This window comes from Pandoraea morbifera (assembly GCF_902459575.1).
Classification (GTDB): Bacteria; Pseudomonadota; Gammaproteobacteria; order Burkholderiales; family Burkholderiaceae; genus Pandoraea; species Pandoraea morbifera.
The window spans coordinates 94,493-110,707 of sequence record NZ_CABPSD010000007.1 but is presented as its reverse complement, the minus strand read 5'-3'; the positions used below and the strand labels follow the sequence as shown (position 1 = coordinate 110,707).

Below are 16,215 nucleotides of genomic sequence, written 5' to 3'. Positions count from 1 at the left end.
GCCGGCAGGCGGCAGGGCCCGCTGGTATACTTCCCGGTTGTCCCTCAAATTGCTGCATGCACCCCTTCCGCCATGCTGGTTCTAGGCATTGAAAGCTCCTGCGACGAAACCGGGCTCGCCCTCTACGACACCGAGGCCGGCCTGCTATCGCACGCCCTGCATTCGCAGATCGCCATGCACCGTGAATACGGCGGCGTGGTGCCCGAACTGGCATCGCGCGACCATATCCGCCGTGCGTTACCGCTTGCCGAGGACGTACTGGCGCAGGCCGGCAAGCCGCTGAGCGCCATCGACGCCATCGCCTACACGCAAGGTCCCGGACTCGCCGGTGCCCTGCTGGTGGGCGCCAGCGTGGCGAACGCCCTTGCGTTCGCGCTCGATCGCCCGGTCGTCGGCGTGCACCATCTCGAGGGCCATCTGCTTTCGCCGCTGCTCGCCCCCGACGCTCCCGCGTTTCCGTTCGTCGCCCTGCTGGTCTCCGGCGGTCATACGCAGTTGATGGAAGTGCGGGCGTTCGGCCAGTACGCCATGCTTGGCGAGACGCTCGACGACGCCGCCGGCGAAGCGTTCGACAAGACTGCCAAGCTGCTTGGACTGGGCTACCCGGGCGGCCCCGCGGTCTCGCGACTGGCCGACTTCGGCACGCCTGGCCGCTTCGACTTGCCGCGCCCGATGAAGCACTCGGGCAACCTCGACTTCAGCTTCAGCGGCCTGAAGACCGCCGTACTCACGCAGGTGCGCAATCTCGGCGGCAACGTCTGCGAGCAGGCGAAAGCGGATCTTGCACGCGGCTTCGTCGACGCCATCGTCGACGTGCTCGTGGCCAAGTCGATGGCTGCGCTCAAGCAAACGGGCATGAAGACGCTGGTCGTGGCCGGCGGCGTGGGCGCCAACGCACAGCTCCGCGCCGGACTCGACGAAGCGGCGCGCCGGCGCGGATACCGCGTCCATTACCCCGATCTCGCGTTCTGCACTGACAACGGCGCAATGATTGCCTTCGCGGGCGCCATGCGGCTGAAGCACTGGCCCGATGAAGCCGACAGCGAGTATGCCTACACCGTCCGCCCACGCTGGGACCTCGCCGACATCGTTCGCACCGCCTGACGCGGCACGGGCCCGCCCACAACCGGCAACGGGCGGTCGCGAATGCGCATGAAAAAACCGCTCCTGGGAGCGGTTTTTTTGTCTTCGGCGCGTCATTGCGGACGCAACCGCGTCAGGCGTTCGTGCGCTTGTCGCGCTCGATCACGGCGTAGGCGCTGTGATTGTGGATCGACTCGAAGTTTTCGGCCTGAAGCACGTAGGCAACGATGCGCGGCTCGTCGTTAAGACGCGTTGCCACGTCGCGCACCAGATCCTCGACGAACTTCGGATTCTCGTATGCACGCTCGGTGACGTACTTCTCGTCCGGGCGCTTGAGAAGCCCCCAGAGTTCGCACGATGCCTCCTCCTCCGCCATCTTCACCAGCGCTTCGACCGAGATGTCGCCGTCGATCTCGGCATCGATCGTGATGTGCGAGCGCTGATTGTGCGCCCCGTACTGCGAGATCTTCTTCGAGCACGGGCAAAGACTGGTGACCGGCACGAGCACCTTGAGCCACACGCGGGTCTGACCGTCGCGCACATCGCCCGTGAGCGTGACTTCGTAATCCATCAGGCTTTGCACCCCCGACACAGGCGCCGTCTTGTTGATGAAGTACGGAAATGTGACTTCGATGCGTCCGGCTTGCGCCTCCAGCTTCTCGAGCATGCCGCCGAGCATGGCGCGGAAGCACGCGACATCCATCGGTTCGCGATTGTCCTCGAGCAGCGCCACGAAGCGCGACATGTGCGTGCCCTTCTGGTCGGCCGGCAAATGCACGTCGAGGTTGAACATGCCGATCGTGGCCTGCGGATCGCCATCGGCCAGGCGCACCGTGAGCGGATGACGCACACCACGCACGCCAACGCGCTGGATCGGGATCTGCCGGGTATCGACCGTGCTCTGCACGTCGGGCATGACGAAAGCGGGGTTCATCTGGTTCATCGAATTCTTCCTTCTTTGCCGGCGAGCCGACTTCGGGGGGAGGCAATGAGCAAACGTGTCCGACGCACGGCTCGCGGGCCTCCGGCGCGTGTCATCGGGAACGTGCCGGAGACCCCCGGCACGGGATGAGAAATGCGAAATTCAAAACGAAACGATCCGGCATCGCTGCCGGATCGTTCATATGCGCGGCACGAGCGGACGTTCAGGCGACGAGCTTCGTCGTGACGTTGCCTGCCGACGCGGCTTCGACCGGCTCGAGATCAAAACGCTCGCGGATCGACTTGGCGATGCCGGCGGCGTCGAGTCCTTCTGCCGCCAGCAGCAACGCCGGATCGCCGTGATCGATGAAGCGGTCGGGCAGCCCCAATTGCAGCACGGGGCGGGCGCCCCCACCGGCAAGCAGGGATTCGGCCACGGCCGAACCTGCACCGCCCATGATGCTGCCCTCTTCGACCGTCACCAAATAGTCGTGCGTCTGCGCGAGGCGTGCGATCAGCGCGTCGTCGATCGGCTTGACAAAGCGCATGTCGGCGACCGTGGCATCGAGTTGTGCCGCCGCCGCCATGGCCGGCGCAACCATGCTGCCAAAGGCGAGAATCGCCACGCGACGCCCGGCTGGGGCCTGACCCTCGCGACGCACAACCCCCTTGCCGATCGGCAGCGCCGTCATCGTCTGCTCGATGGCGGCACCCGTGCCCGCGCCACGCGGATAACGCACGGCCGACGGGCCGTCGATTTGCACGCCCGTGTACAGCATCTGACGGCATTCGTTTTCGTCCGATGGCGCCATCACGACCATGTTCGGGATACAACGCAGATACGCGATGTCGTAGGCGCCGGCATGCGTGGCGCCGTCCGCGCCCACGAGGCCCGAACGGTCGAGCGCGAACATTACCGGCAGATTCTGCAGCGCGACGTCGTGAATGAGTTGATCGTAACCGCGCTGCAGGAACGTCGAATAGATCGCCACCACCGGCTTGAGCCCTTCGGTCGCCATGCCGCCGGCAAACGTCACCGCGTGCTGCTCGGCGATGCCGACATCGTAATAGCGATCCGGGAAACGCTTTTCGAATTCAACCAGGCCCGAGCCTTCGCGCATGGCAGGGGTGATCCCCACGATGCGCTTGTCGGCGGCGGCCATATCGCACAGCCAGTCGCCGAACACCTGCGTGTAGGTCTTCTTGCTGCTCGTACTCGGCTTGATGCCTTCGGCCGGGTTGAATTTACCGGGGCCGTGGTACAGCACCGGATCGGCTTCCGCCAGCTTGTAGCCATAGCCCTTGCGCGTGACCACGTGCAGGAACTGGGGCCCCTTCAGATTCTTGATGTTCTCGAGCGTCGGAATCAACGAATCGAGGTCATGCCCGTCGATCGGGCCGATGTAGTTGAAGCCAAACTCCTCGAACATCGTGGCCGGCACGACCATGCCCTTGGCATGCTCCTCGAACTTGCGCGCAAGTTCCAGCACGGGCGGCGCCACGCTCAGCACCTTCTCCACGCCCTTCTTCGCGGCGGCGTAGAAGCGGCCCGACATCAGACGCGCCAGATACCGGTTGAGCGCGCCGACGGGCGGCGAAATCGACATGTCGTTGTCGTTCAGGATGACCAGTAGCGGCACGTCCTCGTGTACGCCTGCGTTGTTCATGGCTTCGAAGGCCATGCCCGCCGTCATGGCGCCGTCGCCGATCACCGCAATGCCGAAACGATCCTCGCCCTTGGTGCGCGCACCGAGCGCCATGCCGAGCGCCGCCGAAATCGACGTGCTCGAATGCGCGGTGCCGAAGGTGTCGTACGGCGATTCGTCGCGCTTCGGGAAACCCGAGATACCGCCGAGCTGACGCAGCGAGCCCATGGCCTCGCGACGCCCGGTCAGGATCTTGTGCGGGTAGCTCTGGTGACCCACGTCCCACACGATGCGATCTTCCGGCGTGTTGAAGACGTAGTGCAGCGCAATCGTCAGCTCGACCGTACCGAGATTGGACGACAAGTGACCGCCCGTACGCGACACACTCTCGAGCACGAAGGCGCGCAGCTCTTCGGCCAACGGCGCAAGTTGACGACGCTCCAGACGCCGCAACGCGGCCGGGTCATCGATGGTATTTAACAGTTCGTACATCGTCGTTCCATAGATAGGCGTTTTATCGGCCGGCGCCCCCAGAGCACCCGTTCCGATCTCCTGCCGGTGCGCTCTGTGGGGAGACCGCGCCGACCCTCCTTGCCCCTTGCTAGTTCTACTGCCAACCGCCTCCGGATCCCGTGATTCCTGCCACCGGAGGCCGTCTCAAACTTCCCTGTCCCGCCATTCCCACGGAATGACGCTCAGTTGATGCGATCCACCACGTAATCGGCCAGCGCACGCAGACGATCCGCGTTACCCAGCGATGCGCTCGCGGCATGGGCATCCGCTCGCAACTTTTCCGCGTAGGCGCGCGCGCCCTCCAGCCCCATCAGCGACACATAGGTCGGCTTGTCGTTGGCGGCATCCTTGCCGGCCGTCTTGCCCAGCGTCGCCGAATCGGCCGTCGTGTCGAGAATGTCATCGACGACCTGGAACGCGAGACCGACGGCGGCGGCGTACGCATCGAGCGCCACCGTTTCGTCGTCCGACAGCGCTCGGCCGCAAATGGCGCCCATGCGCAACGACGCGCGCAGCAGCGCACCCGTCTTCAGCCGATGCATGTTTTCCAGTTGCGACTGCGTGAGCTTGATGCCCACGCTCTCCAGATCGATCGCCTGGCCACCCGCCATGCCGAGCGCACCGGAAGCGAGCGCCAGTTCGCGCACCAGCGCGAGCGACTGCGCCGCGCTCAGGTCGCCGGTCGCCTCGCCCAGCAGCACGAATGCCTGCGTTTGCAACGCATCGCCCGCCAGCAGACCGGTCGCTTCGTCGTACTGCACGTGCACCGTGGGCTTGCCCCGGCGCAGATCGTCGTCGTCCATGCACGGCAGATCGTCGTGCACCAGCGAGTAGGCATGGATCATTTCCACAGCGCAGGCAGCGCGCGCAAGCGCGGTCTCGCTGGCCTGCGTCACCTCACCGGCCGCAAAGCACAGGAGCGGACGTACCCGCTTGCCGCCGCCGAGCACGGCATACCGCATCGATTCATTGAGCCGGGCCGAGCCGCCGTCGGCCGCACGCGGCAGCGCGGCGTCGAGCGCCTGTTCCACACGGGCCTGCACCGCCTGCATCCAGGCCTTGATATTCTGATCCGCCATCGTCTTCGTCCTGCACGTACCCGACCGGGTCGTGCGTGTTATTGCGTCGCCGCGGGCAGCCCGGGCGCGCTTTGGGTCGTGGGTCTTGCCTTGTCCCGCCGGATGCCGGTCAGAACTCGTCGCGCGTCGACGGCTCGAGCGGCTTGAGCGTCTCGCCTTCGAGCACCTTGACCTGCTGCTCGACTTTCTCGAGCAGGCCCTGGCAATACTTCACCAGCACGGCACCGCGCCGATAGGCGCCCAGCGATTCCTCCAGCCCCAGCTCACCGCCCTCCATGCGCCCGACGAGCTTTTCCAGCTCGGCAAGCGCAGCCTCGTAGGTCTCGGGCAGGTCCTGCGGCACCTCGGGCGCCGCGTCTTGCGACTTTGCAGTCTTGGCCATAAACGCAAAATTCGGGTCGAATGTTCCATTTTACGGCAAAAGCGGACTAGCTCGCAGAGCGTAAATTGCCTGAAATCCGGTCCGGATGACAATTTCCGGACATTATTTAACGTAAATCATGGACTTAGCGGCCCCCTGAGACACATACCGGGTATAATCGTCGGTTCCCCTAAATCGAATTTTCGATGGTTGGGTTGTTCACTGCTTTCAAGCTAGACGGGAGTGGGAATGTCCAATCTAAGCAGCGCTTTGCAATTGAAACCGGCCTCGAGCCAATTGCCGGTCTACACGTATTTCGACGAGGCGCTCCTTGCTCGCGAACGTGAAGTCCTCTTCAAACACGGCCCGCGTTACGTGGGCCATGAACTGATGGTGCCGGAAGCGGGCGACTATTTCGCCCTCCCGGCGGAGCAGGAAGGTCGCATGCTCGTGCGCAACGGCGCACAGGGGCAAGGCGGCGTGGAACTGCTCTCGAACGTCTGTCGTCATCGTCAGGCGGTCATGCTCAATGGTCGCGGGAACACGCCCAACATCGTGTGCCCGCTCCATCGCTGGACGTACGACACGAAGGGCGAACTGCTCGGCGCACCGCACTTCCCGGAAAAGCCCTGCCTGAACCTCGCCAAGTTCCCGCTGCAACGCTGGAACGGCTTGCTGTTCGAAGCCGAAGGCCGCGATGTGCAGGCCGATCTCGCCCGTCTGGGCGTGAAGCATCATCTCGACTTTTCGAATTTCATGTTCGATCACGTCGAAGTGCACGAATGCAACTACAACTGGAAGACGTTCATCGAGGTCTACCTCGAGGACTACCACGTCGTGCCGTTCCACCCCGGGCTGGGCAGCTTCGTCTCGTGCGAAGACCTGAGCTGGGAATTCGGCGACTGGTACAGCGTGCAGACGGTGGGCGTGCACGAAGGCCTCGCCAAGCCCGGCAGCCCGATCTATCGCCAGTGGCATGACGTGCTGCTGCGCTATCGCGAAGGCGTTCCGCCTGACTTCGGCGCGATCTGGATGGTGTACTACCCGCACCTGATGATCGAGTGGTATCCACACGTGCTGGTGGTATCGTGGCTGATTCCCCGAGGGCCGCAGAAGACGACCAACATCGTCGAATTCTATTACCCCGAGGAGATCGCACTGTTCGAGCGCGAATTCATCGAAGCCGAACGAGCCGCCTATATGGAGACGGCACGCGAGGACGACGAGATTGCCGAGCGCATGGATGCCGGTCGTCGCGCCCTGTACGAGCGCGGCGTGTCGGAAGTCGGCCCCTACCAGAGCCCGATGGAAGACGGCATGCAGCACTTCCACGAATTCCTCCGTCGCCAGATGGGGGACTTCTGAAGCACCGGGAACGCGCACGTCTCGCCGCGTGAGACGTCGCCCCGGGCCACGGACATTTTCGGGTGAACGTGTGGCGCGGGCGAGACTGAATTAAATATTTGCCGAAAATTCGCCGAACGGCGGGCCATGCGCCCGCCGTTTTCGTTAGAATCGTCGCCATGCTTCAGCCATGACCGCCCGGTCATCCCGTGTGCAGCAAGCGTCGCTCACGCACCGCACACCCCGCGCGCCGCGTCGGCCCTGCACTTTGTGGCCGATCACCGGCCCTATTCGCCCAATTCACCCCATTTGCCATGCAATCGCTCTGGATGTTGGTCTCCGCCTTCATGTTCACGCTGATGGGGCTCTGCATCAAGCTGGCGGCAAACGAATACAACACCGGCGAAATCGTGCTCTATCGGAGCCTGATCGGCGTGATCGTGCTCCTGGTGATCGCCCGCGCGCGAGGCCAGACGATCCGCACTCGCCACCTTGGCTCCCACATCAAGCGCAGCACGGCCGGCGTGATATCGCTGGGCCTGTGGTTTTTTTCGCTGACGCAACTGCCGCTCTCCACGGCGATGACGCTCAACTACATGTCGCCGATCTGGATCTCGCTGATCGTGATGGCAACGGCGGCGATGCGTGGCAGCCTGCGCACCGATTTCCGCCTCGTCGCCGCGATCTTCGCGGGCTTTGTGGGCGTTGCGCTGCTGCTGCAACCGACGATCGACAGCCAGGCCTGGGGTGGCGGCGTGGCAGGCGTGATTTCCGGCGTGTTCTCGGCCGTCGCCTACATGCAGGTCAAGGAACTCGGCGCCGCCGGCGAGCCGGACTGGCGCATCGTGTTCTATTTTTCGCTCGGCGGCGTCCTGCTCGGTCTGGGCTGGGTGGCGATCGACGGCGTCCACGCCCTCACCTGGCGCGGCGCCGGCCTGATGCTGGGCATCGGTATCGCCGCGCTGATCGCGCAAACGGCGCTCACCCGGGCGTTCAGCCTGGGCAACACGCTGGTCACTGCGAATCTGCAATATTCCGGCGTAATCTTCGCTACACTGATCAGCATGCTTGTCTGGGGCGATTGGCCCGCGCTGGCCGGCTGGATCGGCATGCTGCTGATCGTGGCGAGCGGCATGACGGCGCTGCGACGGCCGCAGCCGACGGCCTGATCGCTCGCGCCATTGCGCCCGGGCACTCGCTCCGGCAAGCAGGCAACCCGATCCGTTCCCGCTGAACGATTCCCCCACGCCCGTCTGCGGAGATGTCATGACTCACACGCACTTCACCACGCTCATCAGTCCGCAAAATCTCGACGCGCTGATGCAAACCGCCGCCGGTGGCGGCGCCCCGGTGGTCATCTTCGACTGCCGCTTCGATCTCGCCGACCCGGCGGCCGGCGAAGCGGCTTATGTCGAAGGCCACATTTTCGGCGCGTTCTATGCTCACCTCGAGCGCGACCTTTCCGGGAAGACGACCGGCAAGAATGGGCGTCATCCATTGCCCGAGCGCGATGCGCTGGTGCGCCAGCTCGCCGCGTGCGGGTTGTCGAGGAAGCAGCAGGTCGTCGCCTACGACGCACAGGGCGGCATGTACGCGGCGCGGCTCTGGTGGCTGCTGCGCTGGCTGGGCCACGAGTCGGTGGCAGTGCTCGACGGCGGCCTGCAGGCCTGGCAGGCGGCGGGCTTCAAGCTCGATGCCGCCCCGCCGGAAGCCCCGCCGCCGGGCGACTTCACTCCCGGCGAGCCGCTCGCCACGACCGCCGATGCCGCCGCGATCGAGCGCAACCTGAGCTCGCACGAGCGGCTCGTGGTCGACGCGCGAGCGCCGGACCGGTATCGGGGCGAGAACGAGACGATCGACCCGATCGGCGGCCACATTCCCGGCGCCGTCAATCGCTTCTTCAAGGACAACCTTGGGCCCGACGGGCGCTTCAAGCCCGCGGCCGCGCTTCGCGAGGATTTCATGAAGGTGCTCGGCAAGGAGCGCCAGCCCGAGCGCGTCATCGCGCAGTGCGGCTCCGGCGTGACGGCTTGCCACAACCTGCTGGCGATGGAGGTGGCCGGACTGCACGGCGCGAGTCTGTATGCGGGATCGTGGAGCGAATGGTGCGCCGACAAGCGACGCCCCGTCGCGACAGGCGCGCAACCCTGAGCCGCGTGTCGCACGTAATTTCGTGCGAACGCGCACCGACGAAAATGGGCGTCCCGAGGGACGCCCATTTTTGCTTCTGCCCGGCAGCCGGCCGAGCGCGTTGCCCGGAAGCCATACCGCCCTCCGGCCAACGCTGGCTGGCGGCTAGCCGCTAATGCCTGGGCGCGGACATGGCGAGCGCGCTGCCCGGCTCGTCCCGATCGTGCCCGTGTCCGTGTCCGTGGTCGTGATCGTGCCCATTGAGCCAGATCACCAGGGCGAGACCTACGCCGATCAGCAGGATCTGCGGCAGTGCGTCGCGCGGCGACGTGCGGCGTTGCATCTGCGGCATCAGATCCGACACGGCGATATAGAGGAAGCTGCTCGCCGCGAGCGCCAGCAGATAGGGGATCAGGCCCTGCAGGCGGTCGAGCATGAAGTAGCCGAGCACGCCGCCGAGCAACGCCGTCAGGCTCGACGCCAACGTCAGCACCAGGGCCTTGCGGCGCTTGAACCCCGCATTGAGCAGCACCATGAAGTCGCCCAGTTTGTGCGCCACCTCATGCACCGTGATCGACACGGTCGCGGCCACGCCAAGGCGCGGATCGGTCAGAAAGGCCGCCGCGATCACCACGCCGTCGGCGAAGTTGTGGATCGCACTGCCGACCAGGATCATCCAGCCCCCCTTGCCGGCTTCGTGGGCGTCGTGCCCATGCTCGTGATGATGTCCGTCGCCCTCGTGGTGGTGACTGTGGCGCAGCAGCGCCAGCTTCTCCAGCAAAAAAAACCCGAGCAACCCGCCCAGGAGCCAGCGTGTGATCACGTGCGCGTCGACGTGAGATTCAAGGCTCTCCGGCAACAGATGCAGCAGCGCCGTGCCGAGCAGCACTCCCGCCGAGAAGCTCACCATCTTGTCGATGAGCCTGGAGAGCACGCCCGGGGGCAGCGACGCCGCGCCGGCAAGGCTCAGCACGCCGGAGGCAAGCGTGGCGATAACGATGAAAAGAAAAGTGGCGTCGATGGTCGTTCTCCCGCGGGCAAGCCGGCGATTTAACCAGCTTTTGCCGTGACAGGCAAACAGGCGGGCAATGGCGCGTCGTCCCTGCCTTGCGCTGTCGCGTGCTCAGGCCACACCGTGCTTGCGGAACCAGTCCAGCGCATCCTTCCACCCCTGCCGGGCATCGGCCTCGACGTAGCTCGACCGGTAGTCCGCGAAGAAGGCGTGACCGGAGTTCGGGAACACCTTGAGCTCGGACGCCTTCGACGCGGCGTCGCCCCTGGCCAGCGCTTCGCGGGCCTGCTCGACGCTCGCCACCGGAATTCCCGTGTCCTTGCCCCCGTACAGGCCGAGCAGCGGTCCGTGCAGCTTGCCGGCGATGTCGATCGGGTTGACCGGAAAGTTCGCGCTCCTGTCGCCGACGATGCGTCCGTACCAGGCCACCGCCGCCTTCACGTTCGGGTTGTGGGCGTTGTACAGCCAGGTGATGCGTCCGCCCCAGCAGAAGCCGGTGATCCCGAGGCGCTTTTCGTCCCCGCCATTGGCGACGGCCCACTTGACCGTGGCATCGATGTCACCGAGCACCTGATTGTCCGGTGTTTTGGCAACGATCTGCGACTGGATTTCCGCGATCGTGCCGAGCGACTGCGGATCGCCGGCCCGCGCAAACAGTTCGGGCGCAAGCGCAAAGTAGCCAAGCTTGGCGAAGCGACGACAAATATCGGCGATGTGCTGATGCACGCCGAAGATCTCGGAGACGACGATCACCGTCGGCAGGTGCGTCTTGCCGGCGGGCCTGGCGTAGTACACCGGCATCTTGACGCCCGGCACTTCGAGCAGGGTCTCGCCCGCGTCGAGTCCCTGAGTGTCGGTTGTGATCGTTTCCGCTGACACCGGCAACACCGCCAGCGCGAACGCCGAGCCCACGGCAGCCTTCAGGAAATCACGGCGGTTGCGCGGCGCCACTTCGGGCACGAGACTATCGAGATCCGCTTGCGTCATGTCGCACTCCAGAGAGAATTGAAAAGGCGAGACGGGTCGCCGGCCCGAAGGCTGGACGTTCGGATATTACCCGGAACTAGTGCAGCTTCACACGCGGGACGGTGGAGCGACGCAGGCGATTGGCCACCGTGTCGAGCATCATGCGCCACACGCCGTGCAGCGCCGCGACGTGCATGCGGTACAACGACGTGTACATCACCCGTGCGAACAGCCCCTCGATGAACATGCTGCCGCCGATCAGCCCGCCCATCAGGTTGCCCACCGCGCTGAACTTGCCCAGCGACACGAGCGAGCCGAAATCGCGATAGGTGAACGTCGGCAGGGCTTGCCCCTTCAGGCGCGCGTCGATGGCCTTCACCAGGAAACTCGCCTGCTGGTGCGCGGCCTGCGCGCGCGGGGGCACGAATCCGTGCTCGGGCCACTCGCAACTGGCGCAATCGCCGAAGGCGAAGATGTCGGGATCGGACTTGCTCTGCAGCGTGGGCAGCACTTCGATCTGGTTCAGACGATTGACGGCAAGCCCCAGCGTGCCGAGCACCGCCGGCGCCGTAATTCCCGCTGACCAGACGGTGATGTCGGCCGGCAGCACCTTGCCGCCGGTGGTCGTGACTTCGTGCTTCCGGACCTCGGCCACGGAATCGCCGCACAAGATATCGACGTCGAGCTTGCCGAGCAGGCCGGCCACGGCGCCCGAAACACGCTCGGGCAACGCCTTCAGAATGCGCGGGCTGGATTCGATGATGGTAATACGCACGTCCTTGCGCGGGTCGAGCTTGAGCCCGTAGGAACGCAGCACTTCAGCGGTATTGCGCAGCTCGGCCGACAGTTCCACGCCCGTGGCACCCGCCCCCACAATGACGAGATTGACCTTCGGACGCGCCGGCGGCGGCGTCGAGCGCCGTACCCCGGCGGCAGCGGCATCCGTCGTCGTGTCCGCACCGTTCACTGCGTTCGCAGCGCCTGGCGACGGCGATTCCTCGGCCGCGTTTTGAGCGCGTACGCAAGCCGCCATCAGGCGACGACGGAAGCGTTCGGCCTGCTCGACGGTATCGAGCGCGATGGTGTTTTCCTGCGCACCGGGCACACCAAAGAAGTTGGTCGTGCTGCCAATGGCCAGCACGAGGGTGTCGTACGGTAGCGTGCGCTCGGGCAGGAGATCGCCCTCGCCTTCGTCAGGCGCCGCGGGTAGCGCCGCCAGGCGAATGGTCTTCGCCTCCCGATCGAGGCCGATCATCTCGCCCGCCGCGAACTCGAAGTGATGCCAATTGGCTTGCGCGACATAGGAGAGCTGATGCGTCGCCGTGTCCATCACACCGGCCGCGACCTCGTGCAGCAACGGTTTCCAGATGTGCGAAGACGAACGATCGACCAACGTAATCCGAACGTCCTTGCCACGCCCGTACTTGTCCCCCAACCGGGTGACGAGTTCGAGACCGCCGGCGCCGCCGCCGACCACAACGATACGATGCACACTCACGATAACTCCCCGTGCCTGGAAAACCGTCCGGCCGGTCGGCGTCTGCTCGACCGGCGATAGCGATTACCTTACCGCAGAGTACGAACTTCGGGTATTCCGCCCACCCTATTCCCGCTATTGCGTGCCGCTGATCGCCACAGCGCGCCACAGCGTCAGTGCGCCTGTTCCCAGTTCTCGCCCACGCCGACTTCCGCCACGAGCGGCACGCGCAGCTTCGCCACACCGCACATCAGCTCCGGCAATCGCTTGCGGACTTCCGCGAGTTCGTGATCGGGCACCTCGAGCACCAGTTCGTCGTGCACCTGCATGATCTGACGCGTCTGCATGCCGCTGTCGTCCAGCCAGCGCTGCACGGCGATCATCGACAGCTTGATGAGATCGGCGGCCGTTCCCTGCATGGGCGCATTGATGGCGGCACGCTCGGCCGCCTGACGGCGCGGGCCATTGCCGCCGTTGATATCCGGCAGCCAGAGGCGGCGCCCGAACACCGTCTCCACGTACCCGCGTGCCTTGGCGCTCTTGCGAGTCTCGTCCATGTAACGCGCCACGCCCGGATACCGCATGAAGTAGCGGTCGATGTATTGCTTGGCGGCGTCGCGCTCGATGCCGAGGTTCGCCGCCAGGCCGAATGCACTCATGCCGTAGATCAGACCGAAGTTGATGACCTTGGCATAGCGGCGCTGCTCGGACGACACCTCCAGCGGCGTGACGGCAAAGATCTCGGCCGCGGTGGCGCGGTGAATGTCTTCGCCGTTGGCAAAGGCGCGCAGCAGGCTTTCGTCGCCCGAGATGTGCGCCATGATGCGCAGTTCGATCTGCGAATAGTCGGCAGAGACCAGTTGGCTGCCCGGGGGCGCCACGAATGCCTCGCGAATGCGCCGGCCCTCGGGCGTGCGCACCGGAATGTTCTGCAGGTTCGGATCGTTCGATGCCAGACGCCCCGTGATCGCCACGGCTTGCGCGTAGTTCGTGTGCACCCTGCCGGTCGACGGATTGACCATCCTCGGCAGCTTGTCCGTATACGTCGACTTGAGCTTGGCCAGACCTCGATACTCGAGCAGCACCTTCGGCAGCGGGTAATCCTCGGCCAGCTTCTGAAGCACTTCTTCATCGGTCGACGGTGCGCCGCTCGCCGTCTTCTTCACGACAGGCAACTGCAACTGAGTGAAGAAGATGTCGCCAATCTGCTTGGGTGAATTCAGATTGAACTGCTGCCCGGCGAGCGTGAACGCCTCGGCTTCGAGCGCGATGAGCTTGTGGCCGATTTCGTCGCTCTGCGCGGCCAGGCGCGCCGTATCGACAAGCACCCCGTTGCGCTCCATGCGCTGGAGCACGCGCGCGGTCGGCAGCTCGATGTTGGCGTAGACGAATTCGAGCGTGGCCTCGCGCGCGACATCGGGGTAGAGCGCGCGATGCAGGCGCAGTGTGATGTCAGCGTCCTCGGCGGCGTACTCGGTCGCGCGCTCGACACTCACCTCGTCGAACCCGATCTGCTTGGCGCCCTTGCCGCACACATCCTCGTACTTCACCGTCGTCACGCCCAGATGGCGCGACGCGAGGCTGTCCATGTCGTGGTTACGATGCGACTCGAGCACGTACGACTCGAGCAGCGTGTCGTGGGCGATGCCGCCCAGCTTGATGCCGTAATTCTCGAGCACATGCGCGTCATACTTCAGATTCTGCCCCACCTTCTTGTGCTCCGGGCTTTCCAGCCAGGGCTTCAGACGGGCAAGCACTTCGTCGCGCGGCAATTGCTCGACTTCACCCGGCGCGCGATGGGCGACCGGGATATAGGCGGCGCGTCCCGGCTCGCACGAGAACGACAGGCCGACGAGCTGCGCCTGCATCGCATCGAGCGACGTTGTCTCGGTGTCGAACGCCGTAAGGTCGGCGGCTTCGATGACCTCGAGCCACGCGTCGAACTGCTCCCACGTAAGCACGGCGTCGTATCGACGCTCGATGGTGTCGGCGACTGGCGCCGGCGCCGCCTCCCCTGCCTGGGCCGCCACCGCGGTCTGCGCTTCGCGCAGCAATGTCTTGAAGCCGTGGCGCGCGAAGAAGTCGCGCAACGTCTCGGCATCTTCGGGCTGGGTCTGGAGGCTCGCCTCGATGGAGGTGACCTGAGGGGCGAGATCGCAATCGACGGCCACCGTCACGAGCTTGCGTCCCATCGGCAGCCAGTCCAGCGCGCGGCGCAGGTTCTCGCCGACCGCGCCCTTCACCTGCTCGGCATTGGCCACGAGGTTGTCGAGATCGCCATACTGCGTGAGCCATTTCACGGCCGTCTTGGGGCCGCACTTCTCGACACCCGGCACGTTGTCCACGGTATCGCCCACCAGTGTCAGGTAGTCGACGATGCGCTCGGGCGGCACGCCGAACTTCGCGGTCACGGCGGCAATGTCCAGCGTCTCGTTCGTCATCGTGTTCACGAGCGTCACATGCTCGTTGACGAGTTGTGCCAGATCCTTGTCGCCGGTCGAGACGACCACGCGCATGCCGCGCGCAACGGCCTGTTTGGCCAGGGTGCCGATGACGTCGTCGGCTTCCACGCCGTCGATCATCAGCAGCGGCCAGCCCATGGCGCGCACGGCCTCGTGGATGGGTTCGATCTGCGCGCGCAGATCGTCGGGCATCGCCGGTCGATGCGCCTTGTATTCGGGGTACCAATCGTCGCGAAACGTCTTGCCCTTGGCGTCGAAAACGCAGGCGCTATACTCTGCATGTACGTCTTTACGCATGCGGCGCAGCATATTGACGATGCCGTGAAGGGCTCCGGTGGGTTCGCCGTTGGGGCCGCGCAAATCCGGCAGGGCGTGATAGGCTCGATACAGATAACTCGAACCATCGACCAATAAGAGCGTCTTACCTTCCAGACTTTGCTGTTCCGACATATGACCAAGAGAAGAAAAGAAATACCGAGTCTGCGCATGCTGGCAGACCATGAGCGCGCCACTGCCAAAAAGGCGCGCGCGTCGTGGCAGATGTTCACGATTATGGCAGAGTTCATCGAGGCTACCGAGTACCTCTCCGAGATCCGACCGGCCGTGAGCATCTACGGCAGCGCACGCATCAAACCGAAGTCGCCGTTCTACAAACTGACGATGACCATCGCCCGCAAATTCTCCGACAACGGGTTTGCGGTGATCTCCGGCGGCGGCCCCGGCATCATGGAAGCGGCCAACAAGGGCGCCCACGGCGGGGCATCGCCGACCGTGGGTCTGAACATCGAACTGCCGCACGAACAGAAGGGCAACCAGTGGCAGGACATCTCGCTGCGCTTTCGCCACTTCTTCACGCGCAAGGTCACGTTCGTGAAGAACTCGGACGCCTTCGTGATCATGCCCGGCGGCTTCGGCACGCTCGATGAATTGTCCGAAGTGCTGACCCTCATCCAGACACAGAAATCGCGCCACGTGCCCGTCATTCTCGTGGGCACCGAATTCTGGAAGGGCCTGCTCGACTGGGTGCGCTCGACCATGCTGCCGATGGGTCTCATCGGAGAGAAGGATCTGGATCTGGTTCAGGTCATCGACGACCCGGACGAAATCCTCAAGGCCGTTTTCGCGTTCTACGACGGTCACATCGAACCCGAGACGGAAACGAGCGAGAAGATGTTCTATCTGTGAGCGGCCCGCCGACTGGCGATCCTCCAAGCGAATACG

Annotated in this window: 13 protein-coding genes; 5 read left to right on the top strand and 8 right to left on the bottom strand. The window is 64.7% G+C overall.

Translation table 11 applies throughout. From position 1 onward, the window contains the following. Nucleotides 1-72 precede the first annotated feature (72 nt). Complete coding sequence (gene tsaD / locus PMO31116_RS13450; protein WP_150567153.1) at nt 73-1,104, top strand: tRNA (adenosine(37)-N6)-threonylcarbamoyltransferase complex transferase subunit TsaD; 1,032 nt, start codon at nt 73-75, stop codon at nt 1,102-1,104. Between the two features lie 112 nt (nt 1,105-1,216). Here tsaD and folE2 read toward each other — a convergent pair whose 3' ends face one another. From folE2 to PMO31116_RS13430, 4 genes are all read right to left on the bottom strand, one after another. Beyond that, nucleotides 1,217-2,026, bottom strand: a complete 810-nt coding sequence (gene folE2 / locus PMO31116_RS13445) for a GTP cyclohydrolase FolE2 (protein WP_150567152.1) — start codon at nt 2,024-2,026, stop codon at nt 1,217-1,219. A 202-nt stretch (nt 2,027-2,228) separates the two neighbouring features. Beyond that, on the bottom strand, nt 2,229-4,142 hold the full coding sequence (gene dxs / locus PMO31116_RS13440; protein WP_150567151.1) for a 1-deoxy-D-xylulose-5-phosphate synthase: 1,914 nt from the start codon (nt 4,140-4,142) through the stop codon (nt 2,229-2,231). A gap of 203 nt (nt 4,143-4,345) precedes the next feature. Continuing rightward, a complete protein-coding gene (locus PMO31116_RS13435; protein ID WP_150567150.1) occupies nt 4,346-5,242 on the bottom strand; it encodes a polyprenyl synthetase family protein in 897 nt (298 codons plus the stop codon). Between the two features lie 109 nt (nt 5,243-5,351). After that, on the bottom strand, nt 5,352-5,624 hold the full coding sequence (locus tag PMO31116_RS13430) for an exodeoxyribonuclease VII small subunit (RefSeq protein WP_150567149.1): 273 nt from the start codon (nt 5,622-5,624) through the stop codon (nt 5,352-5,354). Nucleotides 5,625-5,852: 228 nt separating this feature from the next. Here PMO31116_RS13430 and PMO31116_RS13425 point away from each other — a divergent pair, with 228 nt between their 5' ends. The 3 genes from PMO31116_RS13425 (at nt 5,853) to PMO31116_RS13415 (ending at nt 9,098) form a co-directional block, all read left to right on the top strand. After that, entirely contained in the window at nt 5,853-6,968 is a 1,116-nt protein-coding gene (locus PMO31116_RS13425; protein WP_150567148.1) for an aromatic ring-hydroxylating oxygenase subunit alpha, read from the top strand. 293 nt (nt 6,969-7,261) lie between these two features. Next, a complete protein-coding gene (locus PMO31116_RS13420) occupies nt 7,262-8,116 on the top strand; it encodes a DMT family transporter (protein WP_150567147.1) in 855 nt (284 codons plus the stop codon). 97 nt (nt 8,117-8,213) lie between these two features. Further along, nucleotides 8,214-9,098 (top strand): sulfurtransferase, encoded by an 885-nt coding sequence (locus PMO31116_RS13415; RefSeq protein ID WP_150567146.1) that lies wholly within the window; start codon nt 8,214-8,216, stop codon nt 9,096-9,098. Between the two features lie 151 nt (nt 9,099-9,249). On the opposite strand, the gene PMO31116_RS13410 is transcribed toward PMO31116_RS13415, so the two are convergent. From PMO31116_RS13410 to polA, 4 genes are all read right to left on the bottom strand, one after another. Continuing rightward, complete coding sequence (locus PMO31116_RS13410; protein ID WP_246185276.1) at nt 9,250-10,050, bottom strand: ZIP family metal transporter; 801 nt, start codon at nt 10,048-10,050, stop codon at nt 9,250-9,252. 150 nt (nt 10,051-10,200) lie between these two features. Further along, nucleotides 10,201-11,076 (bottom strand): dienelactone hydrolase family protein, encoded by an 876-nt coding sequence (locus PMO31116_RS13405; RefSeq protein WP_150567144.1) that lies wholly within the window; start codon nt 11,074-11,076, stop codon nt 10,201-10,203. Between the two features lie 76 nt (nt 11,077-11,152). Further along, complete coding sequence (locus tag PMO31116_RS13400) at nt 11,153-12,547, bottom strand: NAD(P)/FAD-dependent oxidoreductase (protein WP_150567278.1); 1,395 nt, start codon at nt 12,545-12,547, stop codon at nt 11,153-11,155. Between the two features lie 158 nt (nt 12,548-12,705). Then, complete coding sequence (gene polA / locus PMO31116_RS13395) at nt 12,706-15,444, bottom strand: DNA polymerase I (RefSeq protein ID WP_150567143.1); 2,739 nt, start codon at nt 15,442-15,444, stop codon at nt 12,706-12,708. Here polA and PMO31116_RS13390 point away from each other — a divergent pair, their 5' ends adjacent. Beyond that, nucleotides 15,445-16,179 (top strand): LOG family protein, encoded by a 735-nt coding sequence (locus PMO31116_RS13390; protein WP_150567142.1) that lies wholly within the window; start codon nt 15,445-15,447, stop codon nt 16,177-16,179. The last annotated feature ends 36 nt before the right edge of the window (nt 16,180-16,215 follow it).

Excerpts from the sequence above, each read along its gene's own strand:
- tsaD (WP_150567153.1), top strand. The coding sequence starts at position 73 with ATGCTGGTTCTAGGCATTGAAAGCTCCTGCGACGAAACCGGGCTCGCC.
- folE2 (WP_150567152.1), bottom strand. The coding sequence starts at position 2,026 with ATGAACCAGATGAACCCCGCTTTCGTCATGCCCGACGTGCAGAGCACG.
- dxs (WP_150567151.1), bottom strand. The coding sequence starts at position 4,142 with ATGTACGAACTGTTAAATACCATCGATGACCCGGCCGCGTTGCGGCGT.
- PMO31116_RS13435 (WP_150567150.1), bottom strand. The coding sequence starts at position 5,242 with ATGGCGGATCAGAATATCAAGGCCTGGATGCAGGCGGTGCAGGCCCGT.
- PMO31116_RS13430 (WP_150567149.1), bottom strand. The coding sequence starts at position 5,624 with ATGGCCAAGACTGCAAAGTCGCAAGACGCGGCGCCCGAGGTGCCGCAG.
- PMO31116_RS13425 (WP_150567148.1), top strand. The coding sequence starts at position 5,853 with ATGTCCAATCTAAGCAGCGCTTTGCAATTGAAACCGGCCTCGAGCCAA.
- PMO31116_RS13420 (WP_150567147.1), top strand. The coding sequence starts at position 7,262 with ATGCAATCGCTCTGGATGTTGGTCTCCGCCTTCATGTTCACGCTGATG.
- PMO31116_RS13415 (WP_150567146.1), top strand. The coding sequence starts at position 8,214 with ATGACTCACACGCACTTCACCACGCTCATCAGTCCGCAAAATCTCGAC.
- PMO31116_RS13405 (WP_150567144.1), bottom strand. The coding sequence starts at position 11,076 with ATGACGCAAGCGGATCTCGATAGTCTCGTGCCCGAAGTGGCGCCGCGC.
- polA (WP_150567143.1), bottom strand. The coding sequence starts at position 15,444 with ATGTCGGAACAGCAAAGTCTGGAAGGTAAGACGCTCTTATTGGTCGAT.
- PMO31116_RS13390 (WP_150567142.1), top strand. The coding sequence starts at position 15,445 with ATGACCAAGAGAAGAAAAGAAATACCGAGTCTGCGCATGCTGGCAGAC.